This window comes from Burkholderia sp. LMU1-1-1.1 (genome assembly GCF_040675865.1).
Lineage (GTDB): Bacteria > Pseudomonadota > Gammaproteobacteria > Burkholderiales > Burkholderiaceae_D > Rugamonas.
The window spans coordinates 538,797-558,517 of sequence record NZ_JBEGHG010000023.1; the positions used below are offsets into that span (position 1 = coordinate 538,797).

At 63.4% G+C, this 19,721-nt stretch carries 20 protein-coding genes; 3 read left to right on the forward strand and 17 right to left on the reverse strand.

What is annotated here, in order from left to right; all coding sequences use genetic code 11:
• Positions 1-98 precede the first annotated feature (98 nt).
• On the forward strand, positions 99-1,823 hold the full coding sequence (gene ycaO / locus MRBLMU1_RS20705) for a 30S ribosomal protein S12 methylthiotransferase accessory factor YcaO (protein WP_363505041.1): 1,725 nt from the start codon (positions 99-101) through the stop codon (positions 1,821-1,823).
• Positions 1,824-1,957: 134 nt separating this feature from the next.
• Here ycaO and MRBLMU1_RS20710 read toward each other — a convergent pair whose 3' ends face one another.
• The 8 genes from MRBLMU1_RS20710 to rpsF form a co-directional block, all read right to left on the reverse strand.
• Positions 1,958-2,347 (reverse strand): hypothetical protein, encoded by a 390-nt coding sequence (locus tag MRBLMU1_RS20710; protein WP_363505044.1) that lies wholly within the window; start codon positions 2,345-2,347, stop codon positions 1,958-1,960.
• Between the two features lie 463 nt (positions 2,348-2,810).
• Positions 2,811-3,824, reverse strand: coding sequence for an inorganic phosphate transporter (locus tag MRBLMU1_RS20720; RefSeq protein ID WP_363505047.1), 1,014 nt, complete (start codon positions 3,822-3,824; stop codon positions 2,811-2,813).
• A gap of 18 nt (positions 3,825-3,842) precedes the next feature.
• Positions 3,843-4,469, reverse strand: a complete 627-nt coding sequence (locus MRBLMU1_RS20725; RefSeq protein ID WP_315219292.1) for a DUF47 domain-containing protein — start codon at positions 4,467-4,469, stop codon at positions 3,843-3,845.
• Between the two features lie 115 nt (positions 4,470-4,584).
• Positions 4,585-5,970, reverse strand: a complete 1,386-nt coding sequence (locus MRBLMU1_RS20730; protein WP_090314778.1) for a replicative DNA helicase — start codon at positions 5,968-5,970, stop codon at positions 4,585-4,587.
• Between the two features lie 141 nt (positions 5,971-6,111).
• Complete coding sequence (gene rplI, locus MRBLMU1_RS20735; protein ID WP_090314782.1) at positions 6,112-6,564, reverse strand: 50S ribosomal protein L9; 453 nt, start codon at positions 6,562-6,564, stop codon at positions 6,112-6,114.
• 28 nt (positions 6,565-6,592) lie between these two features.
• Positions 6,593-6,883, reverse strand: coding sequence for a 30S ribosomal protein S18 (gene rpsR / locus MRBLMU1_RS20740; RefSeq protein WP_019922639.1), 291 nt, complete (start codon positions 6,881-6,883; stop codon positions 6,593-6,595).
• A 15-nt stretch (positions 6,884-6,898) separates the two neighbouring features.
• A complete protein-coding gene (gene priB, locus MRBLMU1_RS20745; RefSeq protein WP_414646099.1) occupies positions 6,899-7,204 on the reverse strand; it encodes a primosomal replication protein N in 306 nt (101 codons plus the stop codon).
• A gap of 30 nt (positions 7,205-7,234) precedes the next feature.
• A complete protein-coding gene (rpsF, locus tag MRBLMU1_RS20750; protein WP_090314787.1) occupies positions 7,235-7,627 on the reverse strand; it encodes a 30S ribosomal protein S6 in 393 nt (130 codons plus the stop codon).
• A 158-nt stretch (positions 7,628-7,785) separates the two neighbouring features.
• On the opposite strand from rpsF, the gene MRBLMU1_RS20755 reads away from it, so the two are divergent.
• Both MRBLMU1_RS20755 and lexA read left to right on the forward strand, forming a co-directional pair.
• Positions 7,786-10,488, forward strand: coding sequence for a DUF5695 domain-containing protein (locus MRBLMU1_RS20755; RefSeq protein WP_363505053.1), 2,703 nt, complete (start codon positions 7,786-7,788; stop codon positions 10,486-10,488).
• Between the two features lie 117 nt (positions 10,489-10,605).
• On the forward strand, positions 10,606-11,244 hold the full coding sequence (gene lexA, locus MRBLMU1_RS20760) for a transcriptional repressor LexA (protein ID WP_209716483.1): 639 nt from the start codon (positions 10,606-10,608) through the stop codon (positions 11,242-11,244).
• A gap of 175 nt (positions 11,245-11,419) precedes the next feature.
• Here the strand turns inward: lexA and MRBLMU1_RS20765 are convergent, their stop codons facing one another.
• The 9 genes from MRBLMU1_RS20765 to trpA form a co-directional block, all read right to left on the reverse strand.
• Positions 11,420-12,664 (reverse strand): cystathionine gamma-synthase family protein, encoded by a 1,245-nt coding sequence (locus MRBLMU1_RS20765; protein WP_363505057.1) that lies wholly within the window; start codon positions 12,662-12,664, stop codon positions 11,420-11,422.
• A gap of 55 nt (positions 12,665-12,719) precedes the next feature.
• Positions 12,720-14,246 (reverse strand): amidophosphoribosyltransferase, encoded by a 1,527-nt coding sequence (gene purF / locus MRBLMU1_RS20770; protein WP_363505059.1) that lies wholly within the window; start codon positions 14,244-14,246, stop codon positions 12,720-12,722.
• Positions 14,247-14,311: 65 nt separating this feature from the next.
• Complete coding sequence (locus tag MRBLMU1_RS20775) at positions 14,312-14,800, reverse strand: CvpA family protein (protein WP_363505061.1); 489 nt, start codon at positions 14,798-14,800, stop codon at positions 14,312-14,314.
• A 15-nt stretch (positions 14,801-14,815) separates the two neighbouring features.
• Positions 14,816-15,865: an SPOR domain-containing protein gene (locus MRBLMU1_RS20780; protein ID WP_363505064.1), complete on the reverse strand. Its 1,050-nt coding sequence runs from the start codon at positions 15,863-15,865 to the stop codon at positions 14,816-14,818.
• Positions 15,866-15,887: 22 nt separating this feature from the next.
• The gene (folC, locus tag MRBLMU1_RS20785; protein ID WP_363505067.1) at positions 15,888-17,177 is read right to left on the reverse strand and encodes a bifunctional tetrahydrofolate synthase/dihydrofolate synthase; all 1,290 of its coding nucleotides are present in this window, start codon (positions 17,175-17,177) and stop codon (positions 15,888-15,890) included.
• Positions 17,178-17,265: 88 nt separating this feature from the next.
• Positions 17,266-18,138, reverse strand: coding sequence for an acetyl-CoA carboxylase, carboxyltransferase subunit beta (gene accD / locus MRBLMU1_RS20790; RefSeq protein WP_090314808.1), 873 nt, complete (start codon positions 18,136-18,138; stop codon positions 17,266-17,268).
• Between the two features lie 108 nt (positions 18,139-18,246).
• Positions 18,247-18,510 carry a hypothetical protein gene (locus MRBLMU1_RS20795; RefSeq protein ID WP_363505070.1) on the reverse strand — a complete coding sequence of 88 codons (264 nt, stop codon included), beginning with the start codon at positions 18,508-18,510 and terminating at the stop codon, positions 18,247-18,249.
• A gap of 8 nt (positions 18,511-18,518) precedes the next feature.
• Complete coding sequence (locus MRBLMU1_RS20800) at positions 18,519-18,788, reverse strand: BrnT family toxin (protein ID WP_363505073.1); 270 nt, start codon at positions 18,786-18,788, stop codon at positions 18,519-18,521.
• Between the two features lie 107 nt (positions 18,789-18,895).
• Positions 18,896-19,693 carry a tryptophan synthase subunit alpha gene (trpA, locus tag MRBLMU1_RS20805; protein ID WP_363505076.1) on the reverse strand — a complete coding sequence of 266 codons (798 nt, stop codon included), beginning with the start codon at positions 19,691-19,693 and terminating at the stop codon, positions 18,896-18,898.
• Between the last annotated feature and the right edge of the window lie 28 nt (positions 19,694-19,721).

The following is a 19,721-nucleotide window of genomic DNA, read 5'->3' on the forward strand; positions in this document are numbered from 1 at the left end:
CGCGGCCCCGGCGGTGGTAAGCTTGAAGCCAGCATTCAGCCTCGCTGGCGCGGCAAGAGCTCGCGCGCCGTCCGCCCCTCCCCTTCCGAGATCGCTCAATGACTACTGAAACCTACATCCCCGGCAAAGACGCCGCCCTCGAAACCACCATCGCCACCCTGCAGGCCAAGCTGGCCGGGCGCGGCTTCCGGCTGACCGAATCGCCGCCGCTGCACGAGGTCGACGGCATCTGGTCGGCGCACATGAAGGACGGCGACTGTCCGATGCTCTTCTCGAACGGCAAGGGCACCACCGAGCTGGCCGCGCGCGCCAGCGCCTACGCCGAGTTCGTCGAACGTCTCGCCACCCACTACTTCTGGACCCACTACCACCTGGGCGCGCAGCGCGCCAATGCGCCCTTCGTCCACTATCCGCAGGAAAAATGGTTCGCGCCGGCGGCCGACGGCGCGTGGCCGTCCGACATGCTCAACCCCGAGCTGCACGCCTTCTACAATCCGGAGGGCGACATCGACGCCGGCGTGCTGGTCGACCTCAACTCGGGCAACGTCGAGCGCGGCATTTGCGCCCTGCCCTACCAGCGCCTTCGCGACGGCGCCACCGCCTACATCCCGGTCAACATCATCGGCAACCTGTACGTCAGCAACGGCATGGCCGCCGGCAACACCGTCACCGAGGCGCGCGTGCAGGCGCTGTCGGAGATCTTCGAGCGCGCCATCAAGTACCGCGTCATCGCCGAGGCCCTGTGCCTGCCGGAGGTGCCGGACGATGTCGTCGCGCGCTTCCCCGCCATCGAGGCCGGCATCGCAGGCTTGCGCGCGGCCGGTTTCGGCGTGCTGGTCAAGGACGCCTCGCTGGGCGGCAAATACCCGGTCATGAACGTCACCCTGATCCACCCGAAGGACCAGGGCGTGCTCTCCAGCTACGGCGCGCACCCGCGCCTGGGGATCGCGCTGGAGCGGGCGATGACGGAACTGCTGCAGGGCCGCCCGCTGGACGCGCTCGAGGGCTTCCCGGAGCCAAGCTTCGACCCCGGCGAGATCGACGTCGTCGACAACCTGGAGGCCCACTTCGTCGATTCGAGCGGCGTGATCGCGTGGGACTTCCTGAGCGACACATCGGACTATCCCTTCGTCGACTGGAACTTCAGCACCACCACCGGTGAGGACTACCAGTGGCTGGTCGACGCCCTCCACGCCGAAGGCAAGGACATCTACGTGGCCGACTTCGACGAGCAAGGCGCCTACAGCTGCCGCATCCTGGTGCCGGGTTTCTCGGAAATCTATCCGGTCGAGGACCTGGAGTGGGAAAACAACAGCGTCGGCAACGCGCTGCGTCCGCTGCTGGTGCGCCTGCAAGAGCTCAGCGCGCAGGATTGCACCGCCTTGCTGGTGGAGCTGCAGACCTCGAACCTGAACGACGAGCGGCCGCTGTGGGAAATCCTCGGCCTGGCGGTCCCGGCCGGCACGCCGTGGAAACAGCTGCGCATCGGCGAACTGAAAACCTTGCTGGCGTTGGTGGTGGGCGACGAGGAGGCGGTGCTGGAGGGCTGCAACTGGATCCACCACTACGGCGACCTGCCCAAGCCACGCCGCCTGGTGTACCGCTGCATCGAAAGCATCGTCAGGCTGGAGGAGCCGGAGAACTTCCGCCGCTCGCTGGAGCTGCTGTACGGCGCCGACACCCTGGCGATGGCCAAGGCCCTGCTCGATGGCTCCGAGCGCTTCTTCGGCCTGGAGACGCTGGGGCCGAACTTCGAAGGCAGCGCCATGCACCAGAGCCTGCTGGCGGCCTACGACAAGCTGTTCGCGCCGGACGCGGTGTAAAGCCCTCCACCGACAACTCAAGCATCATCTAAATCACGTAGGGCGGATTAGCGCAGCGTAATCGGCCATGCATGCGTAACCGGCGGCGCGTGCATGGCCGATTACGGCGTCCCGCCTAATCCGCCCTACGTGGTTTACGGGGCTGCCGCGTCCACCAGCAAATCAGGCTGCAACGCGCGGATGCGCAGCTCGGTGAAATAGCCGCCGGCTTCGTTATAGCGAAGGTAGTTGCGGCCGCAATTCATGCAACGCGACACCGTACAGCGGTTGTACGGATAGTAACGCGGCGCGATGGGCGCATCCGCGCTTTCGTAGCGCGTCCCGTTCGGATGGAATTCGACGAAGGTCGGTTCATCATACGGATCTTCCATCAACGTGCCGACGTCCTCGAAGCGGTCCAACTCCAAGGTCATCGGCAACGCCTGCCACGCCGCCAGCGATGCCTGGTTGCAGCTACAAGGCAAGCCTACTGCGGCGGACGCCTGCGCCAACTGCATCAACGCTCCGAAATCAATCTTTTGCATGTTCTGTCCATTCGGGATGTTATCCGATTCTACTGCAACTTAAATCAAGCCGCCTGTGCACCAGAGGGCTACATTAGCCACTTCCACTTCCCGGCAGAGATCATGGAACTTCGAATTCTTACATGGATATTTCCATGGCTGATGGCCATTTTCGAATTGCTGCTGCGGGTTAGCCTGCAGAACGCCGATACAATCGCTTTTATAGGCCCCACTGTCGGTGGCGCATCGCTGGGCATGATGTTGCCGCTTTGCGCCGCCATACCACCAAGGCCTTCCGAAGCGGTAACTTCCAGGCGATCCCGATCCCGCCAGAAATCGCCTACGGCCGCGCCGACATCGATCTCGACATTCAACGGGTCGGCGACGAGCTACGCATTCGCCCGGCGAGGGGCAACTCCTAGGGAAGGCGGAGCCGAAGGACTCCCGCGTGCAATAAAAAAGGGAGCCTCGGCTCCCTTGCGCGTTACATGATATGCCGCCCGACCCACCAGGCGATCGCGGCGACGAAGGCCGACGCCGGAATGGTGAAGATCCACGCCCAGACGATGTTGCCGGCCACGCCCCAGCGCACCGCCGACATCTTTTGCGCCGAGCCGACGCCGACGATGGCGCCAGTGATGGTGTGCGTGGTCGACACCGGCACGCCGAGCGCGGTGGCGGTGAACAACGTGATCGCGCCGCCGGTCTCGGCGCAGAAGCCGCCCACCGGTTTGAGCTTGGTGATCTTCTGCCCCATGGTCTTGACGATGCGCCAGCCGCCGAACAAGGTGCCGAACGAGATCGCCGTGTAGCACGAGATGATCACCCACAGCGGCGGCATCGCGTCGGTCGACTGCGAATAGCCGGCGGCGATCAGCAGCATCCAGATGATGCCGATGGTTTTTTGCGCGTCGTTGCCGCCGTGGCCGAGGCTGTACGAGGCGGCCGACACCAGTTGCAGGCGGCGGAACCACTTGTCGACCCGGCGCGGCGTCGAACGCACGAACACCCACGACACCAGCAGCATCATCAGCGAGCCGAACACGAAGCCGAGCAGCGGCGACAGCACGATGAAGGCGACCGTCTTGATCAGGCCGGCCGAGATCAGCGCGCCGGTGCCGCTCTTGGCGACGGCGGCGCCGACCAGGCCGCCGATCAGCGCGTGCGACGACGACGACGGAATGCCGTAATACCAGGTGACGATGTTCCAGACGATGGCGCCGACGAGCGCGCCGAAGATGACGTACTGGTCGACCACGGCCGGGTCGATGGTGCCCTTGCCGACGGTGGCGGCCACGGTCAACTGGTGGAACACGAAGATGGCGACGAAATTGAACAGCGCCGCCATCGCCACCGCCGTTTGCGGCTTGAGCACACCGGTCGAGACGACGGTGGCGATCGCGTTGGCGGCGTCATGGAAGCCGTTCATGAAGTCAAACACCAAGGCCAGGGCGATCAGGATGCCCAGCACATAGATGCTCATTGTTATGGTATTCATGGACTGTTCTTTTTGTAATTATGCGTTTTCGACGATGATGCCTTCGATGATGTTGGCCACATCCTCGCAGCGGTCGGTCACCGTTTCCAGAATCTCGTAGATGGCCTTCATCTTGATCAGGTTGCGCACGTCCGGTTCGTCGCGGAACAGCTTGGACATGGCGGCGCGCATCACGTGGTCGGCGTCCGACTCGAGGCGGTCGATCTCCTCGCAGATGGCGACGATCTGGCGCGAGTTGTCCATGTTGTGCAGCAGCGAGACGGCTTCCTTGACCTTCTCGGTGCAGGCGAGCACCAGCTCGGCCAGGCGCTTGGCTTCCGGCGTGACCGAGTGCAGGTCGTACAGCGAGACGGTCTGGGCCGCGTCTTCGAGCAGATCGAGGATGTCGTCCTGGCGCGTGATGAGCTTGTGGATGTCGTCGCGGTCGATCGGCGTGATGAAGGTCTTGTGCAACAGGTCGACGGTGGCGTAGGTGATCTTGTCGGCCTGTTTCTCGATGCTCTCGATGGCGTGCACGCGGTTTTCCAGGTCGTCGAAGTTGGACATCAACCCCAGCATCTCTTTTGCACCTTTGACGCACAGGTCGGCGTGTTGATTGAACAGGTCAAAAAATTTGCCCTCGGTGGGCATCAAGCGTCCAAACATGTCTTTCTCCGTTTCATAGTCGTGATTACTGCTACAGACCGCCGTCCGGGTGCCCCGGACCGCGTCATGATGGGCCGCCCTGTTTGCTGTGGCGGCCCCAGTGGTGTTGCCGGTCTTAGTCGCCTTGGTACAGCGCCAGGTTGCCGGCGTAGTTGCCGAACTTGGTGTATTGGCCGATCCAGGTCAGGCGCACCGAGCCGATCGGGCCGTTACGCTGCTTACCGATGATGATCTCGGCCGTTCCCTTATCGGGCGAGTCCGGGTTGTAGACCTCGTCGCGATACAGGAAGATGATGACGTCCGCGTCCTGCTCGATAGCGCCCGATTCGCGCAGGTCGGACATGACGGGACGTTTGTTGGGGCGTTGCTCCAGCGAGCGGTTCAGCTGCGACAGCGCGATCACCGGGCACTGCAGTTCCTTGGCCAGGCCCTTGAGCGAGCGCGAGATCTCCGAGATCTCGGAGGCGCGGTTGTCGCCCTGGGTCGAGCCGGTCATCAGCTGCAGGTAGTCGACCACGATCAGGCCGAGCTTGCCGCACTGGCGCGACAGGCGCCGCGCGCGGGCGCGCATCTCGATCGGGTTCAGCGCCGGCGTCTCGTCGATGTACACCTGGGCGTCGTTCATTTTCTGGATCGCGTGCGTCAGGCGCGGCCAATCCTCGTCGTTCAGTTTACCGGTGCGCAGGCGGTGCTGGTCGAGCTGGCCGACCGAGCCGAGCATACGCATGGCCAGCTGCACGCCGCCCATCTCCATCGAGAACACGGCCACCGGCAGGCCCTCCTCGACCGCGACGTTCTCGGCGATGTTCATCGAGAACGCGGTCTTGCCCATCGACGGGCGGCCGGCGACGACCACCATGTCGCCCGGCTGCAGGCCGGAGGTCATACGGTCGAGGTCGATCCAGCCGGTCGGCACGCCGGTGATCTCGGACTGGTTGTCGCGGGAATACAATTCATCGATGCGCTCGACCACCTGGGTCAGCAGCGGCTGCACCGGCAGCCAGCCGGCCGCGCCGCGCGCGCCCTGCTCGGCGATGGCGAAGATCTTCGACTCGGCCTCGTCGAGCATCTGCTTGACTTCCTTGCCCTGGGGCGTGAACGCCTGGCCGGAAATCTCGTCGGCCACGGTGATCAGCTGGCGCAGGATGGAACGGTCGCGCACGATCTCGGCGTAGCGGCGGATGTTGGCCGCCGACGGCGTGTTCTGCGCCATCGCGTTCAGGTAGGCCAGGCCGCCGACGTCCTCGGCCTTGCCCATCTGCGTCAAGGTCTCGAATACCGTGATGACGTCGGCCGGCTTGGAGCCGTTGATCATCTTGACGATCTGTTCGAAGATGATGCGGTGGTCATAACGGTAGAAGTCCTCCGAATGCATCATGTCCGCGATGCGGTCGAACGCCTGGTTGTCGCGCAGCAGACCGCCAATGACGGACTGTTCTGCTTCGATGGAATGCGGCGGGACGCGGAGTGAATCTAGTTGCGGATCGGAGGGGGTGTTCATGGCGCGAATTATACCTGCTTAGTACCGCCGCCAAGGCGATGCTGCGAAAAAATTGGCGAGAAAAAAGCCGGGCGAACCCGGCTTTTTTCATATCTTGCCATTATTACCAGCACAACAGGCATTACTGCCCGTGCAAGTAATTTAGGCTGCTTCGCCGACGACGGCGACGGTCACTTCGACCACCACGTCGGTGTGCAGAGCAACGCTGACAGGGTGCTCGCCAACGGTCTTCAGAGGACCGGTAGGCATGCGCACGGCAGCTTTTTCTACAGCGAAACCAGCTTTGGTCAGCGCTTCAGCGATGTCGAAGTTGGTGACCGAGCCGAACAGACGGCCGTCGACGCCAGCTTTTTGCGAAACGTTCACGGTCATGCCGTTCAGTTTCTCGCCTTGGGCTTGAGCGGCGGCCAGTTTGGCGGCAGCGGCTTTTTCCAGTTCGGCGCGCTTGACTTCGAATTCAGCAACAGCCGACGCGGTAGCGCGACGGGCCATTTTTTGCGGAATCAGGAAGTTACGTGCGTAACCGTCTTTAACTTTAACGACTTCACCCAGGTTGCCCAGGTTGACGACTTTTTCTAACAGAATGATTTGCATAGTTTTTCTCCAGGATTAGACTACGCAATTAAGCGTGGTGCAGATCGGTGTAAGGCAGCAGCGCGAGGTAGCGGGCGCGTTTGATGGCGGTGTCAACTTGACGCTGGTAGTGCGCCTTGGTGCCGGTCAGACGTGCTGGCATGATCTTGCCGTTTTCCTGGACGAAGTCCTTCAGGGTATCAACGTCTTTGTAGTCAACCTGCTCAACGCCAGCGGCGGTGAAGCGGCAGAACTTCTTGCGCTTGAACAGTGGATTTTGTTGCTTGCGCTTTTCTTTAAGCTTGAGCTTGTTTTTGTCGAACTTTTTACCGAATGCCATTTGAGGCTCCTGTATCTAAATTGAGCTGTCTGGGACAGCACTAAAATCAATGATGTGAAACACCAGGCTTTTGCTGTTGCGTGTCTTCTTGTTGATAAAACCGGTGAACTGGTACAACCCGCCCAGTGGCGCCTGGCTGAAGCGGCCCGAGATCTCGCCCGCGGCGACCGCGGAAATCTCAAACTCGCTCAACCGGGCTATGCCCGCCTCCATCTGCTGCGACCGGTGCTGGAGTACAGCGTTCACGATCGGCATGCCGGCCGGGGTATAGCGCAAGGCGTCCCGTTCGGCGATCAAGGCAATGAATTGGCTTTGATTCACTGGAGCTGTGTCAGCTCGGTTTTGCAACAATTAGGCCGCTGGAGCGGCGGCAACAGGAGCTGCTGGGGCTTCGGTGCGATGCGATTTCGCTGCATCTTCACGTTGTACCGACTTCATCATCGGCGAAGGAGCGGTTTCCGCTTTCTTCATCTTGACGGTCAGGTGACGCAGCACGGCATCATTGAATTTGAAGGCGGTTTCCAGCTCGACCAGGGTCTCGTTGTCGCATTCGATGTTCAGGCAGATGTAGTGTGCTTTAGCCAGTTTCTGGATCGAGTAAGCCATCTGACGACGGCCCCAATCTTCAACACGGTGCACGGCGCCGCCGCGGGTCGTTACGGTGGTTTTGTAACGTTCGATCATGGCGGGCACTTGCTCGCTCTGGTCCGGATGGACGATAAATACTATTTCATAGTGACGCATGCAAACTCCCTTAAGGACTGTGAATATAGCCCACCCTGGCGTCAAGACAGGTGTGGGAAGAGGTAAGCCCGCGACTATATCAGCTTTTTGGCCGAAAATCTACCCCTTCGCGGCCCCGCGACAATGCTAACATCTTGTAAAACCAACAGGATTCCGATATGCCACCCACCCGTGCGTTGTCCCCTTTGCTGTTTTCCCTCTTCATCGCGGCCTCCGCCCTCGCCGCCGAAGCGCCCGCCCCCGCCGCCAAACCCAGCCATCCCGACATCGCCACCAAGGCGTACGGCACCAAGCAGTTCCTGCTGGCGCTGCGCACCGACACCCAGACCCTGGCGCGGCTCGATCCCATCGCCGATCCCGGCTTCGACTTCACGCCCGGCCCGAGGGAGGCCGAGCGCCAGTACGACGGCTACGCCCACATAGGCGACCTCAACCTGCGTGTGCGCAGCGGTGGCGCCGGGGCCTGGCAGGAATTCTCCTCGTCCGCCGCGCGGCGTCCGATCAGCCCGCTGCCGGCCGGCGGCAAGATCCTGGCGGCGGCCGACATCACCGCCACCCTGGGCAAGGACCTGCCGCTGACGGTGGAGCGACGCTGGCTCAACGACGGCGGCGCGCTGGTGCTGCGGTTTACGCTGATCAACAACTCCAATGCGCCGGTGGAAATCGGCGGCCTCGGCATGCCGATGGTGTTCGACAACATCATCACCGACCGCACCCTCGAGCAAGCCCACGCCAGCGCCAGTTTCGCCGACCCTTATATCGGCCGCGACGCCGGCTATGTGCAGGTGACGCGCCTGAACGGCCAGGGGCCGGCGCTGATCGTCACGCCGGACGGGCGCACGCCGCTCGAAGCGTGGCGTCCGCTGGCCGACCGCAGCCCGCGCGCGCAAACGTCCGAAGGCTTTTACGACTGGACCGTCGCCAGCAAGGCCTACGCCGAGAACGAATGGAAGAATGCCGGCGAGCAGTGGAACACGCCCACCAGCATCACCCTGGAAGCGGGCGCCCGGCGCGACATCGGCGTGCGCTTCGCCACGGCGCCGTCGATCCGCGCCATCGAGGCCGCCCTGATCGCGCAAAAGCGCCCGGTCGCCGTCGGCATCCCCGGCTACGTGGTGCCGACCGACCTGGAGGCGACACTATTCCTCAAGAGTCCGCAAAAAGTGGTCGGCATCACCAGCTCGCCCGAGAACGCGCTGGCCGTCACGCCGCTCAAGTCGAGCGCCAAAGGCTGGGCGCGCTACACGGTGCGCGGCAACGGCTGGGGACCGGCGCGCCTGTCGATCACCTACGCCGACGGCAGCGTGCAGACGGTCAGCTATTTCGTCACCAAGCCGCTGGAGCAGGCGGTGGCCGACCTCGGCAAGTTCTCCACCACGCAGCAATGGTTCGACGACAAGAAAGACCCGTTCAAGCGCGCGCCGGCCATCCTCACCTACGACCGCGACGCCAAGCGCATCGTCACCGACGACCCGCGCGTGTGGATCTCCGGCATGAGCGACGAGGGAGGCGGCGGCAGCTGGGTCGCGGCGATGAGCAAGCAGCTCGACAATCCGGACGCCGCCGAGGTGGCCAAGCTGGAACGGCTGGTCAATGAAACCGTCGTCGGCAAATTGCAGGTGGCCGACGGCCCGCAGGCCGGCGCCGTGCGCAAGAGCCTGTTCTACTACGACCCGAAAGCCTTCCCGGGCTACTACAACCAGAAGACCAACTGGAGCACCTGGGCCTCGTGGTCGAAGAAGGACGCCGACGACCTCGGCCGCGCTTACAACTATCCGCACGTGGCCATCGGCCACTGGGTGCTGTACCGGCTGGCGCGCAACCACGTCGGCCTGGTCACCGCGCACGACTGGCGCTGGTACTTGCAGCGCGCCTACCAAACCACGGTGGCGATGGTGCGCGACGCGCCCGAGTACGCGCAGTTCGGCCTGATGGAGGGCGACGTCTTCCTCGATATTTTGAAAGACCTGCAGCGCGAGGGCATGACGGCCGAGGCGGCCGACATGGAGGGCATGATGAAACGGCGCGCCGACCACTGGCGCACGCTGGCCTATCCGTTCGGCAGCGAAATGGCCTGGGATTCGACCGGCCAGGCCGAGGTCTACGCGTGGATGCGCCACTTCGGCTACGGCAAGCAGGCCGACATCACGCGCGAGGTGATCCTCGGCTACGACCCGGCGATCCCGAGCTGGGGCTACAACGGCAACGCCCGCCGCTACTGGGACTTCCTGTACGGCGGCAAGACCGCGCGCATCGAGCGCCAGATCCACCACTACGGCTCGACGTTGAACGCGGTGCCGCTGTTCGACGCCTACCGCGCCAACCCGGCCGACCTGCACCTGCTGCGCGTGGCCTACGGCGGCCTGCTCGGCGGCATCACCAACATCGACCGCGACGGCTTCTCGTCGGCCGCCTTCCACGCCTGGCCGGACATGATGCGCTGGGACGCCTACAGCGGCGACTACGGCATGGGCTTCTACGGCCACGCGTACGCCAGCGCCACGTACGTGGTCAAGGACCCGACCTTCGGCTGGCTCGGCTTCGGCGGCAACCTGCAAGTGGAGAAGAACGGCATGGTGCGGATCACGCCGAAGGACAGCGCACGCACGCGCCTGTTCGTGGCGCCGGCGCGCGCCTGGATCACTTTGGAGGCGGGCAAGATCGACGGCGCCACTTACGATCCGAAAAGCCGCGCCATCACGCTCGAGCTGGCGCCGGCCACCGCCGCCACGCCGGCGGCCAGGCTGCTGATCGACAGCCCGGGCGGCAAAATCAAGCCGCAGGGCCTGGTCGCCGAGCGTGGCGGATACCAGGTTCCGCTGACGGCGGCGACCACGCGCGTGCTGCTGAAGCCACGATGACAGGGGTTGTACGAACTTTTTTCATTTTATTTCGCTGAACACAACAAATTTCCTTGCATTGCGGGCCATACTGTACAAAAATACAGACTGTCTATATACACAGGCCCAACCGCACTCATGATCAAGCTCACCGCACGCCAGGAACAAATTCTCAATCTGATCAAGGATGCCATCGAAAACACCGGCTTCCCGCCGACGCGCGCCGAGATCGCCAACGAACTGGGCTTCAAATCCGCCAACGCGGCCGAGGAGCACTTGCAGGCGCTGGCGCGCAAGGGCGCCATCGAGATCGCCGCCGGCACCTCGCGCGGCATCCGTTTGCTGGGCGTGCACGCCGAACCGGCCACGCCGAAGGTGCCGGTGTCGCTGATGATGTCGTTGCCGTTGATCGGCCGCGTGGCCGCCGGCTCGCCCATCCTGGCGCAAGAAAACCTGGAGACGAGCTACAGCGTCGACCCGGCGATGTTCTCGTCCAAGCCCGATTACCTGCTCAAGGTGCGCGGCGAATCGATGCGCGACGCCGGCATCATGGACGGCGACCTGCTGGCCGTGAAGAAAGTCGACAGCGCCAAGAACGGCCAGATCGTCGTCGCGCGGATCGGCAACGACGTCACGGTCAAGCGCTACCGCAAGACCGGCACCCTGGTCGAGCTGCTGCCGGAGAATCCGGACTTCAAGATCATCAAGGTCGACCCGGAGGCGGACGAGTTCGCGCTGGAAGGCCTGGCGGTCGGCCTGATGCGTAGCTGGCACTAAGCCAGGCCCCAGGCAGATGATTCAACGTGGAGACACGTAGGGCGGATTAGGCGAAGCCGTAATCCGCCATCTATGAGCCGCCGACGAAGCATGCATGGCGGATTACGCTTCGCTAATCCGCCCTACGTGTCTCCGTGGTTTAGCATGCCTCCGTGGTTTAACACGTCTCCGTGGTTTAGCAGCCTTCCAGCGCGCAGGCGAAGTCGTCGAGCAGGTCGTCGGTGTCTTCGATGCCGACCGAGACGCGGATCAGCGATTCGGCAATCCCCATCGAGGCGCGCCGCTCGGCGCCCATCTCGTAGAAGATCGTGTGCGCGACCGGGATCACCAGGGTGCGCGTGTCGCCCAGGTTCGACGCCGGGATCGCCAGCTTGAGCCGGTTCAGGAAGTCGAAGCAGTCTATCCCGTCCTTCAATTCAAAACTGAGCAGCGAGCCGTGCCTACGGAACAGCTCGCTCGAGATGCCGTGCTGCGGGTGCGATGTCAACCCCGGATAGTGGACGGCCGCCACGCGCTCGTCGGCCTCCAGCATCTCGGCCAGCGCCAGCGCGTTGCCGCTGGTGCGCTCCATGCGCAGCGCCAGCGTTTCGGCGCCGACGGCGATGTGGTGCGCCGCCTCCGGCCCCAGCGAGGCGCCGAAGTCGCGCAGGCCCTTGGCGCGGATCTGCGCCAGTCCCCATTGCGGCGGCGCCGCCTTTTTGTAGTTCTCGTAGATATTCGGGAATTGGGTCCAGTCGTATTCGCCGGTGTCGGTCAGGCTGCCGCCCAGCGCGTTGCCGTGGCCGCCGATCGATTTGGTCAGCGCGTTGACCACCAGCCCTGCCCCGACCGATTTCGGCCGGAACAGGTACGGCGTGGTCATCGTGTTGTCGACGATGTAGAGGATGCCGCGCGCCTTGCACAGCTCGCCGATGCGCTTGAGGTCCGCCACCTGCGTGCGCGGATTGGCGATGGTCTCGACGAACACCACGCGCGTCTGCCCGGTGATCGCGGCCTCGACGTTGGCAACGTCGGTGGCGTCGACGAACGACACGCCGACGCCCTGCGCCATCGTGGTCTGCCACAGGCTGTTGGTGTTACCGAACAGGAAGGCCGACGAGACGACGTGGTCGCCCGCGCGCAGCAGCGCCTGGAACACGGCGCCGATCGCGCCCATGCCGGTGGCGAAGCACAAGGTGCCGACGCCCTGCTCCATCTTGTTGACCTTGTCCTCGAGCGCGGAGATGGTCGGGTTGCCTTGGCGGCCGTAGCGGAAGCCCGGCTCCTTGCCCTGGAACACCGATGCCAGCTGGCGCGCGTCGGCGTAACCGAAGGCGACCGAGGTGTGGATCGGCTTGTGCAGCGAACCATGCTCGATGCCCTTCAGGCGATCGTTGTGCAGGATGGTGGTGGTGAAACCGTAGTTCTTCTTATCGTTCATATGCTTGGATGGTCAAAAAAAAAGCCCGGTACGGCGAACCGTACCGGGCGCGACATCAGCCTTCGGCGGTCGCGAGATTCAGATTCAGTTGCGAGCGGCCGGCGTCCTCGTGCGAGGTCTTGGCCTTCGGGTGGTGGCGCGCGTACTCCAGCTTGTCGAGGTATTCCTTCGACACGTCGCCGGTCACGTAGATGCCGTCGAAGCACGAGGCTTCGAAGTTCTTCAGCTCCGGATTGACGTCGGAGATGGCGCGCTTCAGCGACTCGATGTCCTGGTACACCAAGTGGTCGGCGGTGATTTCGCGGCACACTTCCTCGGTGGTGCGGCCGTAGGCGATCAGCTCGTCGCGGGTCGGCATGTCGATGCCGTACACGTTCGGGTAGATCACCGGCGGCGCGGCCGAGGCGAAGATCACTTTCTTGGCGCCCGCTTCGCGCGCCATCTGCACGATCTCGCGGCTGGTGGTACCGCGCACGATGGAGTCATCGACCAGCAGCACGACCTTGTCCTTGAACTCGGAGGCGATCGCGTTCAGTTTCTGGCGCACCGATTTCTTGCGCGCGGCCTGGCCCGGCATGATGAAGGTGCGGCCGATGTAGCGGTTCTTGATGAAGCCTTCGCGGTATTCGACGTTGAGCGCCAGCGCCAGCTGGATCGCCGCCGGGCGCGACGAGTCCGGGATCGGCATGACGACGTCGATCTCGCCGTCCTTGAATTCGCGCTTGATCTTCTCGGCCAGGTACTCGCCCATTTTCAGGCGGGTGGCGTAGACCGAGGCGCCGTCGATGACGGAGTCGGGACGGGCCAGGTAGACGAACTCGAACACGCACGGGTTGAGCGACGGATTGTCGGCGCACTGGCGGCTGTGCAGCTGCATGTCGGCGTCGACGAAGATGCACTCGCCCGGCGCGACGTCGCGCAGGAAACGGAAGCCCATGCCTTCGAGCGCCACCGATTCGGAGGCGACCAGGTACTCGGCGCCCTGCTCGGTTTCGTTGATGCCCAGGCACAGCGGACGGATGCCGAACGGATCGCGGAAGGCCAGCAGGCCGACGCCGGCGATCTGCGCGACGGCGGCGTAGCCACCGCGCACGCGGCGGTGCAGCACCGTGACGGCGTCGAAGATGGTGTCGGCGTCGATCGAGATGCCGGTGGTGGCCATATGGATTTCATGGGCCAGCACGTTCAACAGCACTTCCGAATCGGAGTCGGTGTTGATGTGGCGGCGGTCGTTCTTGAACATCTCTTGCTTGAGCTGTTCCCAGTTGGTCAGGTTGCCGTTGTGCGCCAGGGTGATGCCGAACGGGGCGTTGACGTAGAACGGCTGCGCCTCTTCCTCGCTCGACGAGCCGGCGGTCGGATAGCGGCAGTGGCCGATGCCCGAGTTGCCTTGCAGGGTGCGCATGTTGCGGGTGCGGAAAACGTCACGCACCAGGCCGTTGGCCTTGTGCATGGCGAACATGCTGCTGTGATTGGTCGCGATACCCGCTGCATCCTGGCCGCGGTGCTGCAACAGCAGCAAGGCGTCATACAGCAGTTGATTGACAGGTTGATGGGAAACGACGCCGACGATGCCACACATGATGGTGCTCCTGGACTGGGTAATACAGATTAAAGACGCAGATTAAAAACGGTGATGCAAGAAATTCAAAAGTTCACATGCTGCGCCATCGCAGCGGGAAGGAAGGTCTTGACGACCCGCGCGCCGGTCTCGGCATACGGGCTGAGCAACGCTTCCTTCCAGAAATCCTGTTGTGGGAGCGATGTCATCCCACACAAGATGACGGCGGTCAGCACGATTACAAGGCCGCGGCCGACGCCGAACACGGCGCCGAGCGCCCGGTCGAACAAGCTGAGGCCGCCCGCGTCGAGCAAGGCGCCCAGCGCCATGGCCAGCAGGCCCATCAAAATGCGCACGCCGATGAACAGGGCGATGAAGGCCAGGATCAGGCGCAACACCTCGCCGGGCACCACGACCGGCAACATCACGGCGAGCGCGGCGGCGTAGGCGTTGGCGACCACGAAGGCGACCACCCAGCCGGCCAGCGACAGCACTTCCTTGACCAGCCCGCGCAGCATGCTGATGATGACCGACGCGACCATCACGAAGATCACCAGATAATCGAAAATCGTCACGTCAGCCGGCCTGGATCAAATCGTTTCCAGGCGGCCACTCAGGCCCATGCCGCTCAGCTTCGCGCGCACCTTTTCCGCCTCTTCCTTGTTGGTGAACGGCCCCACGCGCACGCGGGTGATCTCGCCGGAAGGCGTTTTCTGCGTGAAGGAGCTGATGCCGGCTTCCTTCAGTTTCTTGCGCAGCTCGTCCACCTTGCCCTGGTCGCTCAGCGCGGCCACTTGCAGCACGAATTTCTGGCCCGATTCGGCTGCGGCGGCGGCCGGCTTGGCCGCGCCCTTGCCTTCCAGGATGGCCAGCGCGCGGGCGTCCTCGGATGACTTGTCCGGCGCCGGTTTGGCCGCCGCTTTCGCTTCGGCCAGCTTGCGCTCGGCATCGGCCTTGGCCTTCGCTTCCGCCTTCGCCTCGGCCAGCTTGCGCTCGGTTTCACGCTTGCGCTCCGCTTCCAGCTTGGCCTTGGCCTCGGTGTCGGCCCGGGCCTTGGCCTCGTGGTCGGCCTTGGCCTTGGCCAGCGCCTCGGCCTTGGCTTCCGCCTTGGCCTTGGCCTCGGCCTTCAGATCGGCCTGGGCTTCGGCTTCCTGCCGGGCGTTGTCGGCCTTGATGACCTCATCGGCGGACGGCGCGGGGGCGGCAGCCACAGCGGGTTTGCCCGGCTTGACGTCGTCGACGATTTCTTCCTTGCTGTCGAGGGCGGCACTGGCGGGGACGGCGGCGGCTGGCGCGCGGCCGGCGGCGGACGGCTTATCCTTGGCCGGAATCTTGATTTCTATGTCGGACGCCAGCGGACGCGGCTCGGAATCGAGCACCATCGGCAAGCCGACGGCGACGGCCAGCGCCAGCGCGATGGCGCCGACCAGGCGGCGGCGCGCGCGTTTCTTTTCCGGCAACACCGGATCGTCCGCCTCGCGATCCTTGGCGCGGCGCGACTTGGCCGGACCGTCGGCCGACGACGCGCGCTTGGAGCGCGCGCGCTCGGCTGCGGCCTGATCATCCGCGCTGGTGTAATAGCCGCTGTCCTGACCGGCGGTCTCTTGCTTGTTTTTACCGAATTTCGAGAACAAGCCCATGCGTGATTTCAGTCCTGTGCGTTCAATGGAGTGAGGATTTTCTCGCCGCCATGACGCCTGCGACCGTGAGGAAAGATCCAAAGACCACAATTCTATCATTCTCCCCGGCCCGGCTCATCGCATTTGCATAGGCGGCGGCCGGATCGTCGAAGATATTGATGGTGCGTTCCGGTTTCTCGGCTTGCACGATTTGCACCTTGGCGGCCAGTTCGGACGCGCTGGCCGCGCGCGGCGACGGCAGATTCGTCAGGCACCAGTGGTCGACATGCTCGGACATGGCGGCGATGACGCCGTCGATGTCCTTGTCGTGCATGGAGCCGAACACGGCGTAGGTGTACGGGTGGAAGCCCATATTGCCCAAGTTCTGGTTCAGCGCCGACGCGGCGTGCGGGTTGTGGGCGACGTCGAGGATCACGGTCGGACGGCCCGGCAGCACCTGGAAGCGGCCCGGCAGCTCCACCGTGACCAGGCCGGTGCGCACTTCCTGCGCGCCGACCGGCAATTCCAGCTTGAGCGCCTCCAGCGCGGCCAGCACGGCGCTGGCGTTGAGGATCTGGTTGGCGCCGCGCAGGCTCGGATAGGCGAGCGAATTGCGGCGTTGCGAGCGGCCGCCGTAGTTCCACTGCTGCTTGTCACCGGAGTAATTAAAATCGCGCCCCATCAGCCACAGGTCGGCGCCGATGGCGTTGGCGTGGTCGATCAGCGACTGCGGCGGCACCGGATCGGAGCAGATCGCCGTCTTGCCGGAGCGGAAGATGCCAGCCTTCTCGAAGCCGATCTTCTCGCGCGTGTCGCCCAGGTAATCGGTGTGGTCGATATCGACGCTGGTGACGATGGCGACGTCGGCGTCGACTATGTTAACGGCGTCCAGGCGTCCGCCGAGGCCGACCTCGAGGATGACGACATCCATGCCGGCGCCCGCCAGCAGCTTCATGATGGCCAGCGTGGTGAATTCGAAATAGGTCAGCGGGGTGTCGCCGCGCGCGGCCTCGACGGTGTTGAAGGCGTCGACCAGCACCTCGTCGCTGGCCAGGTCGCCGTTGATCCGCGCGCGCTCGTTGAAGTCGAGGAAGTGCGGCTTGATGTACAGGCCGACCTTGTAGCCGGCGCGCAGCAGCACCGATTCCAGCATGGCGCAGGTCGAGCCCTTGCCGTTGGTGCCGGCCACCATGATGACCGGGCAGCTAAAGCTCAGCTGCAAGCGTTCCTTGACGGCGAGAACGCGGTCCAGGCCCATGTTGATGACGGTTTCGGCGTGGCGCGATTCAAGCAGCGCAAGCCAGGCGGGCAAAGTGGTTGGGAGGTTCGACATGATGTGACTCTGAAAATGGCAACGGCGCGCAGGCCGGATGATATCCGATTGCGCGCCGTCGTGCCGGGCATTGAAGCTGCAATATTAACTATGCGATAACTTCGGCCGGCTGGTTTTGCAACAATGCCATCAGGCGGGCGATTTCTTCGCGCATCTTGCGGCGGTCGACGATCATGTCGACGGCGCCCTTAGTGACCAGGAACTCGGAGCGCTGGAAACCTTCGGGCAGCTTCTCGCGCACGGTGTTTTCGATCACGCGCGGGCCGGCGAAGCCGATCAGCGCCTTCGGTTCGGCGATCACGACGTCGCCCATGAAGGCGAACGAGGCGGACACGCCGCCCATGGTCGGATCGGTCAGCACGCTGATGAACGGCAGCTTCTTCTCGGACAACTTGGTCAACATGGCGGTGGTTTTCGCCATTTGCATCAGCGACAGCAGGCCCTCTTGCATGCGGGCGCCGCCGGTGGCGGTGATGCAGATGAACGGCACTTTCTGTTCCAGGGCCACTTGCGCGCCGCGCACGAAGCGCTCGCCGACCACGGAGCCCATCGAGCCGCCCATGAATTCGAATTCGAAGCAGGCCACGACGACGGGCATGCTCATGATGGCGCCGCCCATGACGATCATGGCGTCGGTCTCGCCGGTGGCTTCCATCGCCTGCTTGAGGCGGTCGGGGTATTTCTTGCTGTCTTTGAACTTCAGCGTATCGACCGGCAAGGTATCCATGCCAATTTCATAACGTCCGCCGGCGTCGAACAGGCTGTCGAGGCGTTCGCGGGCGCGGATGCGCATGTGGTGGTCGCACTTGGGGCAAACATGCAGGTTCGATTCCAGATCGGTGCGGTACAGGACGGCTTCGCACGACGGGCATTTGACCCACAGGCCCTCCGGCATCGTCTTGCGGGCGGCAACGTCGGAACGCTGGATTCTTGGGGGCAGCAGTTTTTCCAACCAACTCATAAATTCTCCTTGCAGCTAACTTGTGGCCGAAGTGTAGCCGTTTCTTGTACGCCTGTCGAACATTGCAATACAATAATTTTTAGCTTTCGTCATGGAATTCGGCGGGATTTAGAGGGAATCCCCTACTGCCGTAGCCCCGGTTTCGTCGTCGGCGGCGGGCGTATGGATAGGGATACTGAACTCAGTATCGGCAATGTGACGAAGGTAAATCTCCATGATACGTTCCGGCGGCAGGTCCAGTCGCTCGCCAATTTCACCGAAGTACTCGATGACCCGATAGGACAACTTCAGCTGCACGTCCCTGCCTATCCCCTTTACCCAAGGCGCATCGACCACAACACAATTTTTCATGTCAAAATCTTCGTCGCACATGTCTCGCCTCATCTATAAAGTTTAGACTCGGACCTCGTCGCTTTCCGAGCTGAGAAGATACGGATCCGGTCTGAGCCGCGATAACAATAACAAACTAGCAAAATACTTGACGAAGCAGCCCGTCCGATAGCCCAAAATCTATCCTCACTACCAGAATGCGCCAGATCGGCCATGACGACGACACGCGGGTCATCAAAAACGGTGCGCGCTTCCTCAAAACTAATCCCGTGCTTACGAAGATTGTCTTTTGCCTTGCGTTGATCCCATTCAAAGCGCACGACCGCTCCCCTTCAACATAGTCAGTACTTAACTATGTATCAAGGTGAGCGGTCGGAATTTGATGGCGGCCAAGCGGCCGGAGGGAGCTACGGTCGCCTAGGACCGGTCAGGCGTCGAGGGCGCTGCGGATGCCGCTGACGAAGGCTTGCACGGCCGCGACCGAACCTTCCTTGCCGTGCTTTTCGATCTCCTGGACGATGCGACTGCCGATGACGACCGCGTCGGCCACCTCGGCCACCGCGCGCGCGGTGGCGCCGTCGCGGATGCCGAAGCCCACGCCGATCGGCAACTGCACGTGCTTGCGGATTTCCTTCAGACGCTCGGCCACCTGCACCGTGTCGATGTTGCCCGCGCCCGTCACGCCCTTGAGCGAGACGTAATAGCTGAAGCCACCACCGACCTTGGCCACCTGCCGGATGCGCTCCTCGGTCGAGGTCGGCGCCAGCAGGAAGATCAGATCGAGCTCGGCCGCGCGCATGGCGGCGGCGAACTCCTCGCACTCCTCGGGCGGATAGTCGACCACGATGGCGCCGTCGGCGCCCGCTTCCTTCGATTTGGCGATGAAGGCGTCGGCGCCGATGCGCTCGATCGGGTTCGCGTAGCCCATCAGCACCACCGGTGTGGTCTGGTTGGTCTTGCGGAACTCCGCCACGTAGCCGAACACGTCGCGGATGCCGACGCCGAACGCCAGCGCCCGCTCGCAGGCGCGCTGGATGACCGGGCCTTCGGCCATCGGATCGGAGAACGGCACGCCGAGCTCGAGGATGTCGGCGCCGCCCGCGACCAGCGCGTGCATCAGTGGAACGGTCAGCTCGGGACCGGGATCGCCGGCGGTGATGAAGGTGACGAGCGCGGTTTTATTGTTCGCCTTCAGGGCGGCGAAGGTTGCTGCGATTCTGGACATGGCTTTTCCTTGGTAGAGTTGTTATATG